Here is an 18,942-nt window from a genome sequence, read left to right on the forward strand (position 1 = left end):
CGTCCCGCCCACAGTCCGCGAGGGAGAGGTCGGCGAAGCAGATGTCGCCGGTGCGGCGGGTGGCCGCCTCGACGGCCAGGCGGGTCTTGCCGGTGCCGCCGGGGCCGACGATGGTGACCAGGCGGGTCGCGCGCAGGGCCGCCAGCCGTGCCAGTTCGTCCTCGCGCCCGACGAAGCTGGTCAGCTGCGCGGGCGGGCCGGTGCGTGCCGTGCGCTCCCGGTGCCGCTCACCGCGCAGGATCTCCAGGTGCAGCGCCGCCAGCTCGGGTGACGGGTCAGCGCCCAGCTCGCGGGCCAGCAGCCGCCGTACGTCGTCGAACACCGCCAGCGCCTCCGCCTGCCGGCCCGCCGCGTGCAGCGCCCGCATCAGCAGCCCGCGCGGCCGTTCGCGCAGCGGGTGCGCGGTGACGAGCTCGCGCAGCGCGGCCACCGGGTTGCCCTCGGGCAGGGCCAGCTCCGCCTCCAGCAGGTCCTCCGTGGCGGCGAGCCGCAGCTCCTCCAGCCGCAGCGCCTGAGGGGCGGCGAACGGCGCGCCGGCCACGTCGGCCAGCGCCGGTCCCCGCCACAGGTCCAGCGCCTCCCTGAGCACGGCGGCGGCCGGGGAGGGCCTGCCCGCGGCCAGCAGCCGCCGCCCTTCCCTGGCGAGCCGTTCGAAGCGGTGGGCGTCCACGTCGTCGGGCGAGATCGCCAGCCGGTATCCGGACCCGTGGAACTCGATCAGGCCGGCAGGCAGGCGTCGCCTGAGGCGGGAGACCTGCGCCTGGACGGCGTTGGCGGCGCCGGCGGGCGGCCGGTCGCCGTACTGGCCGTCGATGAGGCGATCGACGCCGACCAGCCGGCCCGCGTCGAGCAGCAGCAGCGCGAGCAGGGCACGGGGGCGGGGGCCGCCGGCGGCGACCTCGTCGCCGTCCGGCGAACGCACCACGAGCGGGCCCAGGATGCCGAACTGCACGAGTCCGATTCTCCCCCCTCGCCTGGCCTGCCGGGCGGGCCGCCGCTACCGGGCGACGGGCTCCTTCGGCTGTCCGGGGGCCGGCAGGTCGAGGCTGTCACGGAGCTTGACCGGCTTGAGGAAGAGCGCGGCGATCACGCCGACCACGGCGATGCCCGCCGAGAACAGGAAGATGTGGCCGGTGGCGTCGCCGTAGGCGGTGCTCACGATGGCCTTGAACGGCTCCGGCAGCGCCTGGATGTCGAGGGTGCCGGTGCCGCCCGCCGCCGCCTTGGCCGGGTCGATGCCCGCCTTGACCAGTCCCTCGTTGATGCCGGCCGCGACGCGGTTGGCGAGGACGGCGCCGAGCACGGACACGCCGATGGTGCCGCCGAGCGAGCGGAAGAACGTGATCGCGCCGCTGGCCGCCCCCAGTTCGCTGAGGGGGACGGTGTTCTGGATGGCGAGGACGAGGTTCTGCATCGACATGCCGACCCCGGCGCCGACCAGCACCATCGCACCGGCGATGAGGAGCAGCGGGGTCTGGTGGTCGATCGTGGACAACCCGAGGAAGCCGACGGTGAGCACGATGGAGCCGACCACGATGTACGGCTTGACGTTGCCGCTCCGCGACACCATGCGCCCGCTGATCGTCGAGGAGACCAGCACGCCGAGCATCATGGGGATGGTGAGCAGTCCCGCCTCGGTGGGGCTGTAGCCGCGGCCGGTCTGGAAGTACTGGCCGAGGAAGACGGAGCCGCCGAACATGGCCATGCCGACCGCGAGGCTGGCGACGATGGCGAGTGCGGGGGTGCGCCGGCGTACGACGTGCAGCGGCACGACCGGCTCCTTGACCACCGACTCGACCCAGGTGGCCGCCACGAGCAGGAGCGCGCCGCCGCCGGCCATCGCGGCGGTCTGCCAGGAGAGCCAGGCGAACGAGTTGTCCACGAAGGTGACCCAGATGAGCAGGACGCTGACGCCGGCGGCGATCAGGGTGGCGCCCACGTAGTCGATCTTGACGTCGGGGCGGCGTACGGAGACGACGTGCAGCGTCTTGTGCAGCATGAAGAAGGCGATCACGGTGAACGGCACCGCGATGAAGAAGCACCACCGCCAGCCCAGCCAGGAGGTGTCGGCGATCAGGCCGCCGAGCAGCGGCCCGCCCACGGTGGCGACGGCCATGACGCCGCCGAGGTAGCCGTTGTACTTGCCGCGGTCCTTCGGGCTGATCATCGCCGCGATGACGACCTGCACCAGCACCTGGAGCGCGCCCATGCCGAGGCCCTGGATCGCGCGGAAGGCGATGAGCTGGCCGGTGTCCTGGGCGAAGCCGCAGGCCAGCGAGCTGACCATGAAGATCCCGATGGAGATCTGGAGCAGCAGCTTCTTGCTGAACAGGTCGGCCAGCTTGCCCCAGATCGGCGTCGAAGCCGTGGACGCGAGCAGCGACGCGGTCACGACCCACGTGTACTGCGACTGGGTGCCTTTGAGCGCGCCGACGATCTGCGGCAGCGCCACCGACACGATGGTTGCGCTGATCATGGCGACGAACAACACGAGCAGCAGCCCGCTCAGGGCCTCCATGATCTGCCGGTGTGTCATCGGTTCCGTCGGAGCCGGAGCCGTGGGTGCGCTCACGCGCGACCTCCCCTAAGGTCTCGGGTAAATAGATGCCGAGTGAGCAACTTTTCTCATTGAGCATATATTCCCGGGCGGTAGAGTGAGCGGACAATGGAGACCACGGTGGGGTTGCGCGAGCGCAAGAAGGCCGCGACGCGGCAGGCCGTGCACGAGGCCGCGCTCCGGCTCGTCGTCGAGCACGGGCTCGACCACGTCACCGTCGAGTCGATCGCCGACGCGGCCAACATCTCGCGCCGCACGTTCTCCAACTACTTCGCGGGCAAGGAGGACGCGGTCCTCTACGGCGAGGAGCAGCGCTTCCGCACCCTCCTGCGCAAGGTCCGCGCCCAGCCGCCCGCGCTCGGAGCCTGGCAGGCGCTGCGCGGCGCGACCGAGGAGCTCTACCAGGAGATGGGCGAGCCCGAACGCGAGTGGGCGCAGCGCACCCGGCTCGCCCGGCAGCATCCGTCGTTGCTGGCCCGCCAGCTCGCCAACCACGCCGCACTCGAACGCGACCTGTCGGAGGCGCTCGCCGAGCGGGAGAGCGGCGTGCCGCCCCTCGTGATGGCGGCGGCCTTCCTCGTGGGGTTGCGCGTGGCCGCGCACCGGTGGAACGACGAGCAGGAGTCCCGCACGCTCATCGACGTGATGAACGAGACCCTCGACCACGTCGCCCGGCCCTTCACCTGACGGAGCTAGCGCAGGCACCACCACCAGGTCTCGCCCGCGCGCCCGTGTGCGCCGGCCGCGCCGCCGGTTCACTGGACGGCATGACGATCACACGGATGGTTCCCGGCCGCTGGGTGGAGGGCACGGGGGCGCTGCTCGGGCCGCCGCTCCTCATCGCGGGAGTGCTCACCAGGATCGGCGAGGACGACTTCTTCCCCGGCCAACTCGCCGCCTACGCCGCCGATCCCGGCCGGATGGCCGTGTCCTACGCCCTGTTCACCGCCGGCGTCGTGCTGCTGTGGCCGGCGGCCACCGGGCTGGCCCGGCGCATCGCCGCCACGCACCCCGGCCTGGCCCGGTGGGGCGCCACGCTGGTCGTGCTCGGGCTGTTCGGGCGGGTCTTCCACGCGGGGGTGAGCCATCTGGCCTTCCAGCTGGTGGACGTCCTCGGCCTGGAGGCGGCGCAGCGGGCGGTCGCGGACACGTACGGCGCCTTCCACGTCTTCAAGGCGGTCAGCGTCTGCATCATGGCCGGCTGGGTCGTGCTCGCCATCGGCGCCTACCGCTCCAAGGCACTCGGGACGCTCAGGTGCGTGGCGCTGGCACTCGGGCTCGCGCTGCCGCTGGGCGTGCTGAAGGGCACCAGCGACCCGATCTCGCTGGCCGCCCTGGCGGGGCTCGCCGTCGCCCTGGTGCCCTTCGGGGCCGGCGTGCTGAAGGACGGCCCCGCGCCCCGATGGCAGGCCGTCGCCCTGACCGTGGCGCTGGTGCCGGGCGCGTACGTCCTCGGGATGTACGGCTGAACCGCCCGTGGCTCAGCCGCCGGAGGGCGTACGGGCGAGGGCGCGCTTGAGGATCTTGCCCGTGGGGCTCAACGGCAGCTCGTCCACGAACGACAACCGCCGGGGGTATTTGTAGGCGGCCATCCGTTCCTTGACGAAGTCGCGCAGGTCCTCGCGGGTCACCGGGGCGCGCAGGGCGACCGCCGCCTCGATCTCCTCGCCGAGCTCGGGATGCGGCACGCCGTACACCGCCGCCTGGCGTACGGCGGGGTGCTCGTACAGGACCTCTTCGACCTCGCGCGGGTAGACCGTGTAGCCGCCGCGGATGATCACGTCGCGGCGGCGGTCGACCAGGAAGAAGTAGCCGTCCTCGTCGACCCGGCCGAGGTCGCCGGTGTGGAACCAGCCGTCGCGGATGGCCTCGGCCGTGGCGGCGGGGTCGTTCCAGTAGCCCTTCATCACGTTGGGGCCGCGGACGACGACCTCGCCGATCTCGCCGGGCGGGGTCTCGGCGCCGTCCTCGTCGACGATCTTCATCTCGACGCCCCTGATGGGCCAGCCGATCGAGCCGGGCCTTCGGTGGAGGCCACCGCGGTTGGCCGCGGCCACAGGGGAGGTCTCGCTCAGGCCGTACCCCTCGATGATCTCGCAGCCGAACCGGGTCTCGTAGGCCCGCAGCACGTCGAGCGGCAGCGCCGCCCCGCCGGAGGCGCAGACCCGCAGCATCGACAGGTCGGAGGCGCCGGGATGGTCGAGCAGCGCGATGAACATGGTCGGCACGCCCTGGAAGACCGTCACGCCGTCGCGCCGGATGACCTCCAGCGCGCGGCCCGCCTCGAAGCGGCGCAGCAGCGTCAGCCGCGCGCCCGCCTGCACGGTCGCGTTGAGCGCGCAGGTCTGGCCGAACGTGTGGTAGAGCGGCAGCGCCCCGAGCACCACGTCGTCCACGCCGAGCGCGTGCATGCGGGCCACGGTCACGGCGTTGCCGGCCAGGTTGGCGTGGGACAGTTCCACACCCTTCGGCCGCCCGGTGGTGCCGGAGGTGTAGTGGATGACCGCGGTGTCGTCGTCGTGCGTGGCGGCGACGTCGCGGTCGGGCGCGACCTGGCGCAACAACCTGCGGAACTCCTCGGGCACGACGAAGAAACAGTCGGCCTTCGTACCCGCCGAGCCCGCCTCCGCCGTCTCCGCGAACGCGTGCCAGGCGATCAGCAGCCGCGCCCCGCAGCCGCCCAGGTACGCCGCGATCTCGCGGCGCTTCAGCAGCGGGTCGAGCGGCACCACCACGGCTCCGACCCGCAGCACCCCGTAGTAGACCACGCCGAACTCGGGCACGTTGGGCAGCATGATCGCGACGCGGTCGCCCGGACCGATCCCGCGGCAGCGCAACAGCCCCGCGAGCCGGGCGCTCAGCTCCTCGAGCCCTCCGTAGGTGAGCTCCGCCTCGTCCAGGGTGAGAACCGCTCTGCCACCGAGCCGCTCGGCGGTGGTGAGGAGCCGGTCAGCGAGGTTCATGGGAAGACCGTACGTCCGCTCTCCCACGCCCCTCATTGGTCGCGGTGGCCAGTCTTTCCCGGCCGGAATTGGTCGGCAGGGCGTCCTGGAGAGCGATCGCGACGAGCAGATCGACAAGATCGTTGATGGAGCGCAGGCTCCGCCCGGTGCGCTCCTGGATCCGCCGCATGCGGTATTGAGCGGTGTTGGGATGGATCTGCAACTGCTCGGCCGCGGCCCGCAGGTTGAGGTCGGCGGCGGCGAACGCCCTGATCGTGGCCGTGAGCACGCCGCCGCGCGCGCGGTCCTCCGACAGCAGCGCCGTGATGCGCGGATCGACCAGGTGACGGGCGGTGTCGTCGGCCTTCAGCGCCAGATACTGGAACGGCGTGATCCTCGGCAGCGCCGCCACGCCGCCCTCCTCGGGCACGAAGTCCAGCACCGCCCTGGCCTCCTGGTAGGCCTGCGGGATCTGCGCGGGGCCCGCCGCCACGGTGCTGATGCCCATGGCCAGCCGGACGCCCTCGCCCGCCAGGCTCTCCAGCACCTCCTGCAGCCGGTCGCAGAGCCCGCCCGGGTCCGCGCCGGGGCCGAGCACGGGGATCGCCACGATCTCCGACTGGCGTACGACCGAGAGCGTACGGGTGCCGTTGCCGCCGGTCCTGGCGATGGCCGCGCAGGCCGCGTGGCGCGCGTCGGCCCCCCGGTCGGGGCCGGTCGTCACCGCGGAGGGCGAGCCGGCCAGCGCCGCGACGACGACGAGCAGCGGTGTACGGGACGCCAGGCCGTGCGCCTGCGCCGCGGCCAGTTCCCTGCCGCGCGTCGGCACCCCGCCGGCCAGCAGCGTCTCCAGCAGGTCGCGGCTCTCGCGGACCGCCTCGGCGGCGGCGTACTGCTGGAACTCCATGTAGGCGTTGGCCGCGTGCGTGCTGGCGAAGTCGCAGTAGCGCATCAGCGGGGACGCCAGCGACAGGGCCGCCTCCCGGCCGGCCGGCGTGTGCCCGGCCCGGTCCACCACCGACTGCCAGAACACCTGCTGCCCGACCCGGAACGCGTTGATGTAGTCGGCCAGTTCCACTCCCGCCCTGGCCCTGCGCATCGACGCCCGCCGGGTGAAGGCGATGTCCTCGAACGTGACCGTGCGCTCCTCCAGCAGCACGGCCAGCTTGGCGCGGTAGTGCTTGACCACCTGGTCGCGCACGTCCGCGTGGAAGTCGGGGCTCTGCGCCGCGTAGGCGGGAATCTCCTCCCGCATGGTGGCGACCGCGGCGGCGGCCAGGGACTGGAGGTCGCCGAGCAGTTCGGAGAGGATGCGCGTGCGTTGTACGCGGACCGCCTCCGCACCAGTGAGCGTTTCCGTGCTGGAACCACTGGACATGCCGGGATGATCCATGGCCATCGGCGGGCGGTCAACGGGCGTAACCGGTATGAGACCCACGCTGTGCTCAGAGGACAACTCGCCTGAAACATCTTGGGTCACCGTGCCCAATGCGGCGCTTCACGGCCGGATCCTACGCTGAGCCCAACTTCAGAACATTGTTCTCCAGGAGGCCGGATGCTGGAGGTACACGATCTTACCGTTCGCTTCGGGGGCATCACGGCACTGGACGGCGTGGGCTTCGACGTGGGGCGCGGCGAGATGGTGGGGCTCATCGGGCCGAACGGCGCCGGCAAGACCACCCTGTTCAACTGCCTGACCCGGCGGTACGAGCCCGGCTCGGGAACCATCACGTACGAGGGCGGCGACCTGACGGCCGTGGCCCCGCACGCGATCGCCGGGCTCGGCATCGCGAGGACGTTCCAGAATCTCGGCCTGTTCCCGCGCCTGTCCGTACGCGACAACGTGCTCGTCGGCGCGCACCACCGGGGCCGCGCCGGCTTCCTGTCGGCCGCGCTGCGCCTGCCGGGCGTGCGCCGCGAGGAGCGTGCGCTGCTCGCCGACGCCGACGGGGTCCTGGAGCGGCTCGGACTCACCGGGGTGGCCGGGCATCCGGCGACCGGGCTGCCGTTCGGGACGCTCAAGCGGGTCGAGCTGGCCCGCGCGCTCATCGGCCGCCCCCGGCTGCTGCTCCTCGACGAGCCGGTGAACGGCCTGAACGCGGCCGAGGTCGAGGAGTTCGCGAGCACGCTGAACGCGCTGCGCACCGAGCACGACCTGACCGTGATCGTGGTCGAGCACCACATGGGGTTCGTCATGGGGATCTGCGAGCGCATCGTCTGCCTGGACTTCGGCCGCAAGATCGCCGAAGGGCCGCCCGCCGAGGTGCAGCGCGATGCCGGCGTCATCGAGGCCTACCTGGGGACGGCGCCATGACCCACCTGGTGGTGCGGGACCTGACGGCCGGGTACGGCGACGCCCGCGTGCTCCACGGCGTGAGCCTGACCGTCGGCGAAGGCGAGATCTGCGCGATACTCGGGCCGAACGGCGCGGGCAAGACCACGCTGCTCAGGGCGCTGTCCGGCATGATCAGGGCGCGCGGCACGGTCACCCTGGGCGGCGCCGACCTGACCGGGCGCCCGCCCGACACGCTCGCCCGGCAGGGCGTCGCCCACGTCCCCGAGGGGCGCGGCACGTTCATGCCGCTCACCGTGGAGGAGAACCTGCGGCTCGGCGCCTTCGTCCGCAGGCGCGGCGCCGGGCTGGAGGCCGACCTCGACCGCATACACGGCTATTTCCCGGTGCTGAAGACCCGGCTCAAGCAGGCCGCGGGCAGCCTCAGCGGCGGCGAGCAGCAGATGCTGGCCATCGGCCGGGCCCTCATGTCGCGCCCCCGGCTGCTGCTGCTCGACGAGCCGTCGCTCGGCCTGGCCCCGCTGGTCACCCGGGAGTTGTTCCGCATCGTCCAGGCCATCAACGCAGAGGAGCGAACCACCGTGGTCGTCGTCGAGCAGAACGCCCATCTCGCCCTCGGCATCGCCCAGCAGGCGCACGTCCTGGAGACCGGGCGGATCGTCCTGTCGGGCACGGCCGACGAGATCAGGGCCGACGAGCAGGTCGCCCAGTCCTACCTCGGGTACCGGGTGTAGCCGATGGCCGGATTCCTGCAGCAGCTCGTCCAGGGGCTCGGCGCGGGCGCCATCTACGCCAGCCTGGCCCTCGCCCTCGTGCTGATCTACCAGTTCACCGGCATCGTGAACTTCGCCCAGGGCGAGCTGGCCATGTTCTCCACCTACATCGCCTGGCAGCTCACGGCCGCCGGGTTGCCGTTCTGGCTGGCGCTGGTGCTCACGCTGGCGGTGTCGTTCGCGGGCGGCATGCTCATCGAACGGGTCATCATCCGGCCCGTCGAGGGCGCCCCCGAGCTGACCCTGGTGATCGTCACCGTGGGGCTGTTCATCTTCGTCAACGCCGCCGCCGGGTGGATCTGGACGTTCCTCATCAAGGACTTCCCGAACCCGTTCCCCGCCGGGGCGCTGGAAGCGGGCGGGATCAGCATCGGCTTCTCCACGCTCGGCGTGCTCGCCGTCGTGGGCCTCGTCATGGGACTGCTGTACCTGCTGTTCCGGCACACCAAGATCGGCCTCGGGATGCGGGCGGTGGCGGCCAACCCCGAGTCCGCGCGGCTGGTCGGCATCCGGGTGGGCTGGACGCTCGCCCTCGGGTGGGGGCTCGCCTCGACCGTGGGCGCGGTGTCGGGGGTGCTCGTGGCGCCGCTGCTGTTCCTCGAACCCAACATGATGGGCGGCGTCCTCATCTACGCGTTCGCGGCGGCCACGCTCGGCGGGTTCGACAGCCCGGTGGGCGCGGTCGTCGGCGGTCTGATCGTCGGCGTCGCGGAGACGCTGGCCGGGGCGTACGTCGGGTTCATCGGATCCGACCTCAAGGTCGGGGTGCCGCTGGTGATCATTCTCGGCGTGCTGCTGCTGCGGCCCCAGGGGCTGTTCGGGCGAGCGGTGGTGGAGCGGGCATGAGCAATCCCACGGACACGAACGCCGCCCAGGAACGGACCACGGCGCCGTCCGCCCCGCCGCGGCCCGCCGAGTGGTGGCGGTCGCCGCGCCGGCGGTGGGGCGCGGCCGCGCTGCTCGCCGCGGCCGCCTGCTACGCGCCGTTCCAGCTCGTGCCGTTCCACGTCTTCCAGCTCACCATGGTGCTGGTCTACGCGGTCGCGCTGCTCGGGCTGAACCTGCTGGTCGGGCACGCCGGGCAGATCTCGCTCGGCCACGGCGCGTTCTTCGCCGTGGGCGCGTACACGGCCGCCATCCTGCTCGATCGCCTTTCGTTGCCGTACCCGCTGACCCTGCCCGTCGCGGCCGGGGCGGCGTTCCTGCTCGGCCTGGCGTTCGGGGTGCCGGCCATGCGGCTGCGCGGCCTGTACCTGGCGCTCGTGACGCTCGCCATCGCGATCTTCCTCGTCCCGCTGCTCAAGCGGTTCGAGGACCTGACCGGCGGCTCTATGGGGCTGACCCTCGCCAAGCCGGCGCCGCCCGCGTGGAGCGGGCTGGCCGAGGACCAGTGGCTGTACTTCCTCATCCTGGCCGTCGCCGTCGTCGCGTTCCTGCTCTGCGCCGGCCTGCTGCGCTCGCGCGTCGGCCGGGCGCTGCACGCCATCAGGGACAACGAGGGCGCGGCCGAGGTCATGGGCGTGCGGCTGTCGGTGCACAAGACGCTCGCCTTCGCCTGGAGCGCCATGTTCGCCGGGACGGCCGGCTGCCTCTACACGTGGGTGATCGGGTTCGTCTCGCCCGACTCGTTCACCGTCAACCTGTCGATCACGCTGCTGGCCGGCCTGGTCGTCGGCGGGCTCGGCTCGATGTCCGGCCCGGTGCTCGGGGGCTTGTTCGTGATGTTCGTGCCCGGCATCGCACAGGACATCAACGACGCCGCGCCCGGCGTCATCTTCGGCCTGCTGATCATCGCGGTGATGTACGTGGCCCCGACGGGGCTGGCCGGGCTGGCCGGGCGCTTGATCAGGAAGATTCCCCGGAAGGAGTAAGAGGGATGCGACTATCTGCGATCGGCTGTACGGCGCTGCTCGTGCTCGCCGTCGCCGCATGCGGGGGGCGGGACCAGGGCGCTGCCACGGGCACGGCCACGTCGGGCGGCCAGTGCCAGGGGCAGCAGACGACCGGCATCACCGGCGACAGCATCAAGCTGGGCGGCATCTACCCGCTGTCCGGCCCCGCCTCCGCCTACGGGGACATCCCCAAGGGCATCAAGGCGTACTTCGACTACGTCAACGCCGAGAAGAACGGCATCGGCGGGCGCAAGGTCGAGTTCATCGTCCGCGACGACGGCTACCAGCCGCCGAAGGCCGTCGAGGAGGCGCGCAGGCTGGTCGAGCAGGAGCAGGTGTTCGCCCTGTTCCAGACGCTCGGCACCCCGTCGACCACGGCGACCTGGGACTACACCGACCAGCGCAAGGTGCCGCAGATCTTCGTCGCCACGGGCGCCTCCAAGTGGGGCGCCGACACCGAGCACCCGTGGACCATCGGCTGGCAGCCCAACTACATCTCCGAGGCCCGCGTCTACGCCCAGTACCTCAAGAAGGAGCGGCCGGACGCCACGGTCGCGGTCCTCTACCAGAACGACGACTTCGGCGAGGACCTGCTCGGCGGCTTCAAGCGGGCCATCGAGGGCACCCAGGTCAAGGTCGTGGCCGAGCAGAGCTACGAGGTGAGCGACCCGAGCGTCGACCCGCAGATGCGCAACCTCGCCCAGTCGAAGGCCGATGTGTTCCTCAACGTCACGACGCCCAAGTTCGGCTCGCAGGCGCTGGCCGCCGACGCCAAGAACACCAAGTGGAACCCGCTGCACATCGTCAACAACGTCGCCGCCTCGATCACCGTGCTGAAGCCCGTCGGCTTCGACAACGTCCAGGGCGTCGTGTCCAGTACGTACTACAAGGACCCGAACGACCCGACGTGGCAGGACGACGCGGAGATGAAGCTCTACAAGCAGAAGATGGAGCAGTACGCGCCGGGCGCCGACCCCAACGTGCCGTACCACACCTTCGGCTGGGCCGTGGCCGCCAGCTTCCACAAGGCCATGGAGGCGGCCGCCTGCCCGACCCGCGAGGGTCTGCGTGACTCCGTGCGCAACATGAAGGGGATCGCGGTCGACATGCTGCTGCCCGGCGTGACGATGGACACCGGGCAGGGCGACGGGTTCCCGATCGAGTCGATGCAGCTCATGGAGTTCAAGGGCGAACGGTGGGAGCTGTTCGGCGACGTGATCGACACACGCAAGGAGTTCGGCCCCCTGACCAACTGACCCGTCAGGTCGCGGCGACGATCGTGCCCGCCGCGACCAGCCGGTCGACCGCCTCGGAGACGGCTTCGAGCCCGGTGTAGCGGATCCTCGGACATTGTCGCCACCTCCGGATAGGATCGGCTTCGTGCTTTCGGGCATCGGTCAGGGCTTGGCCGTCGTCTCCCGCGCAAGCGGGGCGAGAAGCCGCCCCTCCAGGGGGCGGAGGAGTCACGCAGGTTGGGCAGCGCCAGCGCGCCGCCGTCGGCCAGCGTCTGGAAGACGGCCGGGTTGACGTTGCCCGCCGGGTTGACCGGCACCCAGCCCGGCCCGGTGATGTGGCCGGGATGGATGATGGTGGCGGGGAAGCCGTCGCGGTGCGCCCGGTCGAGCAGGTAGGCCTCGATCGCGGCCTTCTGCCGGCCGTATTCGGCGATGGGCCGGCGCGGCAGGTCCTCGGTCGCCGGCACGCGCGTGCTGGGGCCGTGCACCCAGATCGTCCCGCAGTGCAGGAAGTGCCGCGCCCGGCCGGTGAGCGCCTGCGCGAGGTGCCTGGCGCTGTCCTGCGTGAAGCAGATCAGGTCGATGACGACGTCGCCGCCGAGCTCCGCGACGCGCCGCCCGAACGTGCCGCCGGCCTCCTCCGCCGTGCGGTCGGCGGTGACCTGCTCGACCCGGCGCCAGGCGGCGTGCGGGGTGTAGGGCTCCCGCTTGCCCCTGCTCACGGCGACCACGTCGTGGCCCGCGGCGACGAGCCGGGGAATGAGATAGGTGCCGATGTGCCCGCTGCCGCCGATCACCACTACGCGCATGCGCTCAGCGTAGACCTCAGGCCGGTCACTGTTGCCGAGGCAGTCCGGATACGCTCCTGATGTCCAGTTTTCGGAGGTTATGGCTTGTCGGGGGTTGTCGCGGCGTTCGTCGCCCTGGTGTCCGTCGCCGTGCTCGGCTATCTCGTCGGCTGGGGCGGGCTGCTGCGGGCGAGCGACGAACTGGTCCTGTCGCGGCTGGCGTTCTTCGTCGCGACGCCCGCGCTGATGTTCGCCACCGTGTCGCGGGCGGACCTGGGCTCGCTGTTCTCGCCGGTGCTGCTGACCCAGATCGTCGCCGTCGCGTGCGTGCAGCCGGCGTACGTGCTGGTGGCGCGGATGATCTGGCGCAGGGACCGGCGCGAGTCGACGATCGGCGCGCTCGCCGCCTCCTACGTCAACGCCGGGAACCTCGGCATCCCCATCTCCATCTACGTGCTCGGCGACGGCGCTCTCGTCGCACCCATCCTGCTCTTCCAGATCCTCGTCCTCACCCCCGTCTCCTTCCTCGTCCTCGACAAGGGCGCCAGGTCGGTCCGTGCGGCGCTGCTGCTCCCGCTGCGCAACCCCCTCACGGTCGCCTCGCTGCTCGGGCTGGCCTTCGCGCTGACCGGGACGTCGCTGCCGGTCACCTTCATGCGCCCGATCGAGCTGCTCGGGGGCGCGGCCGTGCCCGTCGCGCTGCTCGCCTACGGCCTCAGCCTGTACGGCTCCCAGCGCGCGCCCGCCGCTCCCGACGAGGGCGGTGTCGGGAAGGAGGTCTTCCTGGTGATCCTGCTCAAGTCGTTCGCCCAGCCGGGCATCGCCTACCTGACCGCCCGCCTGGCCCTCGGGCTGGAGGGCGGCGACCTGCTGGCGGCGACCCTGTTCGCGGCGCTGCCCACGGCGCAGAACATCTACGTGTACGCGGTCACGTACGACACCGGGCGGCGGCTCGCCCGCAGCGCCGTACTGCTGACCACGGGATTGTCCATCCCGATCATGGCGGCCATCGGCGCGGCCCTGGGCTGAGCCGGCCACTCACCCCGACCGCTCGCGCAGGGTCGCGACGCCGTCGCCGTCGAGCTCGTCGCAGTGGGCGGCGCGCCCGGTCATCGCCATCACCAGCGCCAGCGTGGTGCCGGAGACGAGCGGCCCCGAGCCGGTCGCGAAAGGGCCGTCGGTGGCGGCCAGCCGCAGACCGCCGATCCGCCCCTTGGCGACCACGACGAGATCGGAGCCCTGGTAGTAGCGCGCCAGGCGGGTGAGCGTACCGATGGGGTGGTCGCGGCGGATGCCCAGCGGCCGGCGGATGTCCTCGCCGTGCACGATCGTCTCCCCGAGCATCGCGATGGCGGGGAGCGGCGGCGAGGTCGTGCTGGTGACGACGCGCCGGAAACCGTCGAGCGTGTCCTTCGGGGTCGCGCCCAGGTGCTCGGCCAGCCGCATGGCGACCTGCTTGTCGAAGTCGAACCGGCAGCGGATCACGCCCGCCAGCCACCGCAGGGGAGTGAGGCTCGCCCCGGACGCGAGGTGGGCGAGCACCTCGCGCACGGTCAGCCCGGCGCACAACGACGGCGTGGCCCACTGTTCGCGGGTCAGCTCCGCCAGATCCGCCGCGAGGGCCGCCCGCTCGGCGTGGATCAGCGGCCAGACGTCTTTGCCGTGCTTCGTCATCGTGGGGTGCGCTCCTGCTGTGGGTGCGGGTGCCGGAGACCAGCTCGTACGGAGAGAAGACTCCCGTACGCGGACAAAGTAATCGCTACCGGGCAGAAATCATCGGCATCCCACACTGCGCGGCAAAAGGGATCTTTAGTGTGAAACGTATATTTCGCCGGGCGATGCAGGGAGAACATTTACGTATATGCGTATGATCGCTCTAGAGGGTGCCCGCCCCGGTTGTTACGGTTCTCGCGATACCGCGACTATCCAGGGGGTTTCATGTCCTCGACGGTCCCACTGCACATGCGGCGGGTGGAGTTCGACCCTTCGCCGGAGCTGACGGCCGCGCGTGACGACGACCGGGTCAAGCGCATCACGACGGCGTTCGGCGACGAAGCCTGGCTCGTGACCCGCTACGCGGACGTACGCGAGGTCCTGGGCGACTCCGAGCGGTTCAGAATCGCGCCGCAGGGCATCGCGCGGCTGCCCGGATCGCCGAAGATGACCGAGGAACAGCTGGCCAAGGTGCGCGCGGGCAACCTGCTCGGCGTCGACCCGCCCGAGCACACCCGGCTGCGCAGGATGCTCACCGGCGAGTTCACCATCCGCCGCATGCGCCGGCTCGAACCGCGGATCAAGCGCATCGTGGACGACCACCTCGACGCCATGGAGAGCGCCGGCGCACCCGCCGACCTGGTGTCGTCATTCGCGCTGCCTATCCCGTCGCTGGTGATCTGCGAACTGCTCGGGGTGCCGTACGAGGACCGCGACACCTTCCAGTACCGCACCAGCAGGATGCTGGACATGACGGTGCCCGGCGACGAGCGGCTGCGCATGCAGTTCGAGCAGCGCGCCTACATGGAGGAACTGGTCAACCGCATCCAGGCCGACCCCGGCGAGGAACTGCTCGGCATGCTCGTCCGCGAACACGGCGACGACCTCACCACCGACGAGCTGGTCGGCATCGGCGGCCTGCTGCTGTTCGCCGGGCACGAGACCACCTCCAACATGCTCTCCCTCGGCACGCTCGCCCTCCTGCGCCACCCCGACCAGCTCGAACTGCTGCGCAAGGAGCCCGAGCGCATCGACGCCACCGTCGAGGAACTGCTGCGCTGGCTCAGCATCGTGCACTCGGGCACCACCAAGATCACGACGACCGAGGTCGAGATCGGCGGCCAGGCCATCGGGGCGGGCGAACTGGTGATCTGCTCGCTGCCCGCCGCCAACCGCGACCCCGAGCTCATGTCCGGCGCCGACACGCTCGACATCACGCGGGGCGCGCCCGGCCACCTCGCCTTCGGCCACGGCGTACACCACTGCCTCGGCGCCCCGCTGGCCCGCATGGAGATGCGCATCGCCTTCCCCGCCCTGCTCCAGCGCTTCCCCGAGCTGCGCGTGGCCGACACGGGCACGAACTTCCGCTCCTTCAGCGTCGTGTACGGCATGACCGCGCTGGAGGTCGCCTGGTGAACGCCCCGTTCACCAGGCGACCTGCACGATCGCGAGGGATCAGGGGAGGTTGAGCTGCCAGGAGACCCCGAAGCGGTCGTTGACCCAGCCGAACTTGGTGCTGAAGCCGTAGGAGCCGAGGGGCATGAGTTCCCCGCCGCCCTCGGCGAGCGCCGCGTACAGGCGGTCGATCTCCTCCTCGGTGTCGCACGCGACGTAGATCGAGATCGACGGCGTGAAGGTGAAGGCGTGCCGCTGGTCGCTGTCGATGCACATGTACTCCTGGCCGGCCAGCGCGAACGTGGCGTGCTTGATCTTGCCCTCCGGGCCGGGCTCCCCGGCTGCGAAGCGTTCGACGTGCACCACCTTGGCGTCGTCGAAGAGCGAGATGTAGAACGTCATGGCCTCCTCGGCGTCGCCGTTCTGGAACATCAGGAAGGTCGTGGTCTTCTGGGTCATGCTGCCTCTCCTGGGGGTCGTAGAAACGCAACGGTGGTGGCGATCTGGTCCGGCGAGCCGTGCAGGCCCAAGCCCGGCAACGCCAGATCCCAGCCCACACCGGCGGCACCTCGGCGGCGCGCCTGCCGGAGCTCTGCTCGTCCGGGCCGTAACGCAACGAACCGGCGCCGGACAGGATCGCCGAGAACGTCGAACGGGTGCATGCCGCGGCACTGTATCAGTGCGCGTTTATATAAGTCCACCCTGGCAAAGCTGGTATGGTGCGTGGCCGCAGGAAGGGAGAGCGGCCCGGCACCGGCTACGAGAACCTGGAGGAAGCGGTGTCCCGCACCGGCGTTGGGAAAGTGTCGGTACGGCCGGATACCGTGCAAGCGCCATGTCCCAGGACGCCACGTCGCACGAGCTGATCGGCAGGGAGCACCCTGCCGCGCTGCTGCATGCCGAGATCTCCAGGGCGCTCGGCAGCCACGGCGGCCTGGTGCTGGTGACCGGAGAGGCCGGCATCGGCAAGACCACGCTCGTCACCAGCGCGGCCCGCGAGGCCAGACGGCAGGGCGCGCTGGTCGTCGGCGGCGCCTGCTGGGATTCCGGCAACGCGCCCGGCTACTGGCCGTGGGTCCAGGTCATCAGGGCGCTGCGCCGGGTCGCCGAGCCGCCGGAATGGGCGCAGGCCGAGGAGTCGGCGGGCGGCAGCCTGGCCGCGCTGCTCGGCGAGGCGCCGGGCAGCGAGACCCCTGACGGCTTCCGGCTCTACGACGCGGTCACCTCCGCGCTGGTCGCGTTGTCGCAGCGGCGTCCGGTGGTGATCGTCATCGAGGACCTCCACGTGGCCGACCCGGCCTCGCTGCGGCTGCTGGAGTTCGCGGCCCAGCAGACCTGGTTCGAGCGGCTGCTGCTGATCGCCACCTACCGCGACGCCGAGGTCGAGCCGGTCGACCATCCGCTGCGCGACCTGCTGGCGCCGCTCGTCGCCAGGGCCACCACCATCTCGCTGACCGGGCTCGACCTGGCGGGCGTCCGGGCGCTCATGAGCCGCACCGCCGGCCACGAGCCGCCCCCCGACCTGGCCGCGGAGGTGCACCTGCGCACCGGCGGCAACCCGTTCTTCGTCGAGCAGACCGCCCGGTTGTGGCGCAGCGGCGGCTCGGTCGGCGCCGTCGCGCCCGGCGTGCGCGACGCGCTGCTGCGCCGGCTGTCGCTGCTGCCCCGGCCCGTGTCCGAGCTGCTGCCCGCGGCGGCCGTGCTCGGCAACGAGTTCCACCGCCAGGTGCTCGCCGCCGTCGTCGCCGCGCCCGTGGCTCACGTCGACCGGCTGCTGGAGCTGGCCGTGGTGGCCAGGCTCGTGGTGGCCAAGGGCGGCGGCGTGTTCGCCTTCGCCCACGATCTGGTGCGCGAGACGCTCTACGACGCGCTCGACGACCCACGCGACCTGCACGGCGCCGTCGTCGCCGCCCTCGACGGCTCGCCCGGCCTGGCGGGCAGGCTGCTCCCGAGCGACCTGGCCAGGCACGCCCGGCTCGCCGGTGACCGCGTCGACCCTGAGCGGGCGATCGACCTCACGCTCGCCGCCTCCCGCGACGCGCGAGGCCGGCTGGCCGGTGAGGAGGAGCTCGGCCACCTGCGCCGGGCCTACGACCTGAGCGCCGCGGCCGGCCCGCGCAGACGCGCCATGATGGCTCTCGATCTGGGCAGGGAGCTCGCCCACCTCGGCGACCGCGACCAGGCGCGGCAAGTCCTCGACGAGGCCGCCGCGATCGCCCGCGACCTCGACGACCCCGAGCTGCCCGCCCGCGTCGCGCTCACCTTGCACGCCCACTACGGCCTCGACCAGGCCCGCGACCTGCTGAAGGCGGCGCACGCCCGGCTCGTCGGCGGCCAGGTGCCCGACGAGCGGCTCGCCCTCGACCTGATCCTGCACCTGGTCGCCCAAGCCAGGCGGGGCGGCGACGACGAGGTGCTGACGTTCAGCCTGTGGGCCCAGCACGACATCATCTGGGGTCCCGGCACGGCAGGCGAGCGGGTGGCGCTGACCGGCGAGCTGATCGGCGTGGCCAGGCGCACCAACGACCCCGAGCTGGAGCACTTCGCCACCGCACTGCGCTGGGTCGCCATGATCGAGCAGGGCGACCCCCGCTACCTCGACCACTTCCACGACTACGCCGCGCGAAGCCGGCGCGACGGGCGCTCACACCTCATCATGACCGCCGACATCGACGCCGGCATCCTGGCCGCCCTCGCCGGTCGCTTCGCCGAGGCCGAGTCGCTGCTGCCCCAGGTCCGGGCGATGACACACCACGAGCACTTCACCGCCATGATCGACCACCACGTCTGGGCGATGATGTGGCTCCAGGGCCGTGTCACGGAGCAGCAGCGGGTGCTCCACGATCTCAGAGGCCGGGAGCATCCGTGCCTGGCGGTGCTGGAGGCGCTGACCGCCCTGCAGGCGGGCGACCTCGACCTGGCGCTTCGCCACTTCGCCGACGGCGAGCCGCGCCACCGTATGGCCAGGCCGCTGTGGCTGCGCTTCCAGGCGCAGATCGCCGCCGCCACCCGCGACCCCGAGCTGTGCGCCCAGGCCAGGGCCGCGCTGGAGCCGCATCGGGGGCGCTGGGCCGTGTCGTTGTTCGGCTGGGACATCAGCGGCCCCTACGATCTCTGGCTGGCCATGGTCGACGCCGCGGAGGGGCGGTGGGACGCCGCCGTCGAGGGGTTCACGGCAGCACGACGCTCCGCCGACCTCATGCAGGCGCGACCATGGTCCCTCCTCGCCCGCGCCCACCTGGCCGACGCCCTCCTGACCCGAGACGCGCCCGGCGACGCGAGCACGGCAGGCGACCTGCTCGGCGAGGTGCGCGCGGAAGCCACCGAACTCGGCATGCACCACCTCCCCGGTCC

16 protein-coding genes and 1 pseudogene are annotated in these 18,942 nt (G+C 71.7%); 10 read left to right on the forward strand and 7 right to left on the reverse strand.

The annotated features are described in order from the left end of the window. Together E1295_RS40005 and E1295_RS40010 are read right to left on the reverse strand one after the other, a co-directional pair. Nucleotides 1-952: AfsR/SARP family transcriptional regulator (locus E1295_RS40005; RefSeq protein WP_181958117.1), on the reverse strand; the 952-nt coding region annotated here is incomplete at its 3' end. A gap of 45 nt (nt 953-997) precedes the next feature. Beyond that, entirely contained in the window at nt 998-2,572 is a 1,575-nt protein-coding gene (locus tag E1295_RS40010) for an MDR family MFS transporter (RefSeq protein WP_132639184.1), read from the reverse strand. 93 nt (nt 2,573-2,665) lie between these two features. Here E1295_RS40010 and E1295_RS40015 point away from each other — a divergent pair, with 93 nt between their 5' ends. Further along, entirely contained in the window at nt 2,666-3,244 is a 579-nt protein-coding gene (locus tag E1295_RS40015; RefSeq protein WP_132639186.1) for a TetR/AcrR family transcriptional regulator, read from the forward strand. A gap of 80 nt (nt 3,245-3,324) precedes the next feature. After that, the gene (locus E1295_RS40020; protein WP_132639188.1) at nt 3,325-4,026 is read left to right on the forward strand and encodes a hypothetical protein; all 702 of its coding nucleotides are present in this window, start codon (nt 3,325-3,327) and stop codon (nt 4,024-4,026) included. 12 nt (nt 4,027-4,038) lie between these two features. Here E1295_RS40020 and E1295_RS40025 read toward each other — a convergent pair whose 3' ends face one another. Together E1295_RS40025 and E1295_RS40030 are read right to left on the reverse strand one after the other, a co-directional pair. Then, the gene (locus E1295_RS40025; RefSeq protein WP_132639190.1) at nt 4,039-5,520 is read right to left on the reverse strand and encodes a long-chain-fatty-acid--CoA ligase; all 1,482 of its coding nucleotides are present in this window, start codon (nt 5,518-5,520) and stop codon (nt 4,039-4,041) included. Then, the gene (locus E1295_RS40030) at nt 5,507-6,877 is read right to left on the reverse strand and encodes a PucR family transcriptional regulator (RefSeq protein WP_132639192.1); all 1,371 of its coding nucleotides are present in this window, start codon (nt 6,875-6,877) and stop codon (nt 5,507-5,509) included. Before E1295_RS40030 ends, E1295_RS40025 begins: the two co-directional genes overlap by 14 nt. A gap of 177 nt (nt 6,878-7,054) precedes the next feature. On the opposite strand from E1295_RS40030, the gene E1295_RS40035 reads away from it, so the two are divergent. From E1295_RS40035 to E1295_RS40055, 5 genes are read left to right on the forward strand one after another with little or no spacing between them, the layout of a single operon-like run. Beyond that, nucleotides 7,055-7,813 carry an ABC transporter ATP-binding protein gene (locus E1295_RS40035; RefSeq protein WP_132639194.1) on the forward strand — a complete coding sequence of 253 codons (759 nt, stop codon included), beginning with the start codon at nt 7,055-7,057 and terminating at the stop codon, nt 7,811-7,813. Next, nucleotides 7,810-8,526, forward strand: a complete 717-nt coding sequence (locus E1295_RS40040) for an ABC transporter ATP-binding protein (protein WP_132639196.1) — start codon at nt 7,810-7,812, stop codon at nt 8,524-8,526. Before E1295_RS40035 ends, E1295_RS40040 begins: the two co-directional genes overlap by 4 nt. Before the next feature lie 3 nt (nt 8,527-8,529). Further along, complete coding sequence (locus tag E1295_RS40045; RefSeq protein ID WP_132639198.1) at nt 8,530-9,411, forward strand: branched-chain amino acid ABC transporter permease; 882 nt, start codon at nt 8,530-8,532, stop codon at nt 9,409-9,411. Then, nucleotides 9,408-10,436, forward strand: a complete 1,029-nt coding sequence (locus tag E1295_RS40050) for a branched-chain amino acid ABC transporter permease (RefSeq protein WP_132639200.1) — start codon at nt 9,408-9,410, stop codon at nt 10,434-10,436. The genes E1295_RS40045 and E1295_RS40050 overlap by 4 nt, the downstream gene beginning before the upstream one ends. A gap of 5 nt (nt 10,437-10,441) precedes the next feature. After that, the gene (locus E1295_RS40055; protein ID WP_132639202.1) at nt 10,442-11,713 is read left to right on the forward strand and encodes an ABC transporter substrate-binding protein; all 1,272 of its coding nucleotides are present in this window, start codon (nt 10,442-10,444) and stop codon (nt 11,711-11,713) included. A gap of 293 nt (nt 11,714-12,006) precedes the next feature. Here E1295_RS40055 and E1295_RS40060 read toward each other — a convergent pair. Further along, nucleotides 12,007-12,501, reverse strand: a pseudogene (locus E1295_RS40060) (NAD-dependent epimerase/dehydratase family protein); the annotation flags it as partial. A gap of 84 nt (nt 12,502-12,585) precedes the next feature. On the opposite strand from E1295_RS40060, the gene E1295_RS40065 reads away from it, so the two are divergent. After that, nucleotides 12,586-13,509 carry an AEC family transporter gene (locus E1295_RS40065; protein WP_132639204.1) on the forward strand — a complete coding sequence of 308 codons (924 nt, stop codon included), beginning with the start codon at nt 12,586-12,588 and terminating at the stop codon, nt 13,507-13,509. 9 nt (nt 13,510-13,518) lie between these two features. Here E1295_RS40065 and E1295_RS40070 read toward each other — a convergent pair whose 3' ends face one another. Continuing rightward, a complete protein-coding gene (locus E1295_RS40070; protein WP_132639206.1) occupies nt 13,519-14,154 on the reverse strand; it encodes a maleylpyruvate isomerase family mycothiol-dependent enzyme in 636 nt (211 codons plus the stop codon). A gap of 264 nt (nt 14,155-14,418) precedes the next feature. Between E1295_RS40070 and E1295_RS40075 the strand changes: the two genes are divergently transcribed. Continuing rightward, nucleotides 14,419-15,609 (forward strand): cytochrome P450, encoded by a 1,191-nt coding sequence (locus E1295_RS40075; protein WP_132639208.1) that lies wholly within the window; start codon nt 14,419-14,421, stop codon nt 15,607-15,609. A 39-nt stretch (nt 15,610-15,648) separates the two neighbouring features. On the opposite strand, the gene E1295_RS40080 is transcribed toward E1295_RS40075, so the two are convergent. Beyond that, entirely contained in the window at nt 15,649-16,047 is a 399-nt protein-coding gene (locus E1295_RS40080; protein WP_132639210.1) for a VOC family protein, read from the reverse strand. Nucleotides 16,048-16,423: 376 nt separating this feature from the next. On the opposite strand from E1295_RS40080, the gene E1295_RS52060 reads away from it, so the two are divergent. Next, nucleotides 16,424-18,942 (forward strand): ATP-binding protein (locus tag E1295_RS52060; RefSeq protein ID WP_166427646.1); only part of this gene is annotated, 2,519 nt, incomplete at its 3' end.

Source organism: Nonomuraea mesophila (assembly GCF_004352805.1).
In the GTDB taxonomy this organism is placed as follows: domain Bacteria; phylum Actinomycetota; class Actinomycetes; order Streptosporangiales; family Streptosporangiaceae; genus Nonomuraea; species Nonomuraea longispora.

What these genes read in the sequence shown, in the direction of transcription:
- E1295_RS40015 (WP_132639186.1), top strand. Translation starts at nt 2,666, where the DNA reads ATGGAGACCACGGTGGGGTTGCGCGAGCGCAAGAAGGCCGCGACGCGG.
- E1295_RS40020 (WP_132639188.1), top strand. Translation starts at nt 3,325, where the DNA reads ATGACGATCACACGGATGGTTCCCGGCCGCTGGGTGGAGGGCACGGGG.
- E1295_RS40025 (WP_132639190.1), bottom strand. Translation starts at nt 5,520, where the DNA reads ATGAACCTCGCTGACCGGCTCCTCACCACCGCCGAGCGGCTCGGTGGC.
- E1295_RS40030 (WP_132639192.1), bottom strand. Translation starts at nt 6,877, where the DNA reads ATGTCCAGTGGTTCCAGCACGGAAACGCTCACTGGTGCGGAGGCGGTC.
- E1295_RS40035 (WP_132639194.1), top strand. Translation starts at nt 7,055, where the DNA reads ATGCTGGAGGTACACGATCTTACCGTTCGCTTCGGGGGCATCACGGCA.
- E1295_RS40040 (WP_132639196.1), top strand. Translation starts at nt 7,810, where the DNA reads ATGACCCACCTGGTGGTGCGGGACCTGACGGCCGGGTACGGCGACGCC.
- E1295_RS40045 (WP_132639198.1), top strand. Translation starts at nt 8,530, where the DNA reads ATGGCCGGATTCCTGCAGCAGCTCGTCCAGGGGCTCGGCGCGGGCGCC.
- E1295_RS40050 (WP_132639200.1), top strand. Translation starts at nt 9,408, where the DNA reads ATGAGCAATCCCACGGACACGAACGCCGCCCAGGAACGGACCACGGCG.
- E1295_RS40055 (WP_132639202.1), top strand. Translation starts at nt 10,442, where the DNA reads ATGCGACTATCTGCGATCGGCTGTACGGCGCTGCTCGTGCTCGCCGTC.
- E1295_RS40070 (WP_132639206.1), bottom strand. Translation starts at nt 14,154, where the DNA reads ATGACGAAGCACGGCAAAGACGTCTGGCCGCTGATCCACGCCGAGCGG.
- E1295_RS40075 (WP_132639208.1), top strand. Translation starts at nt 14,419, where the DNA reads ATGTCCTCGACGGTCCCACTGCACATGCGGCGGGTGGAGTTCGACCCT.
- E1295_RS40080 (WP_132639210.1), bottom strand. Translation starts at nt 16,047, where the DNA reads ATGACCCAGAAGACCACGACCTTCCTGATGTTCCAGAACGGCGACGCC.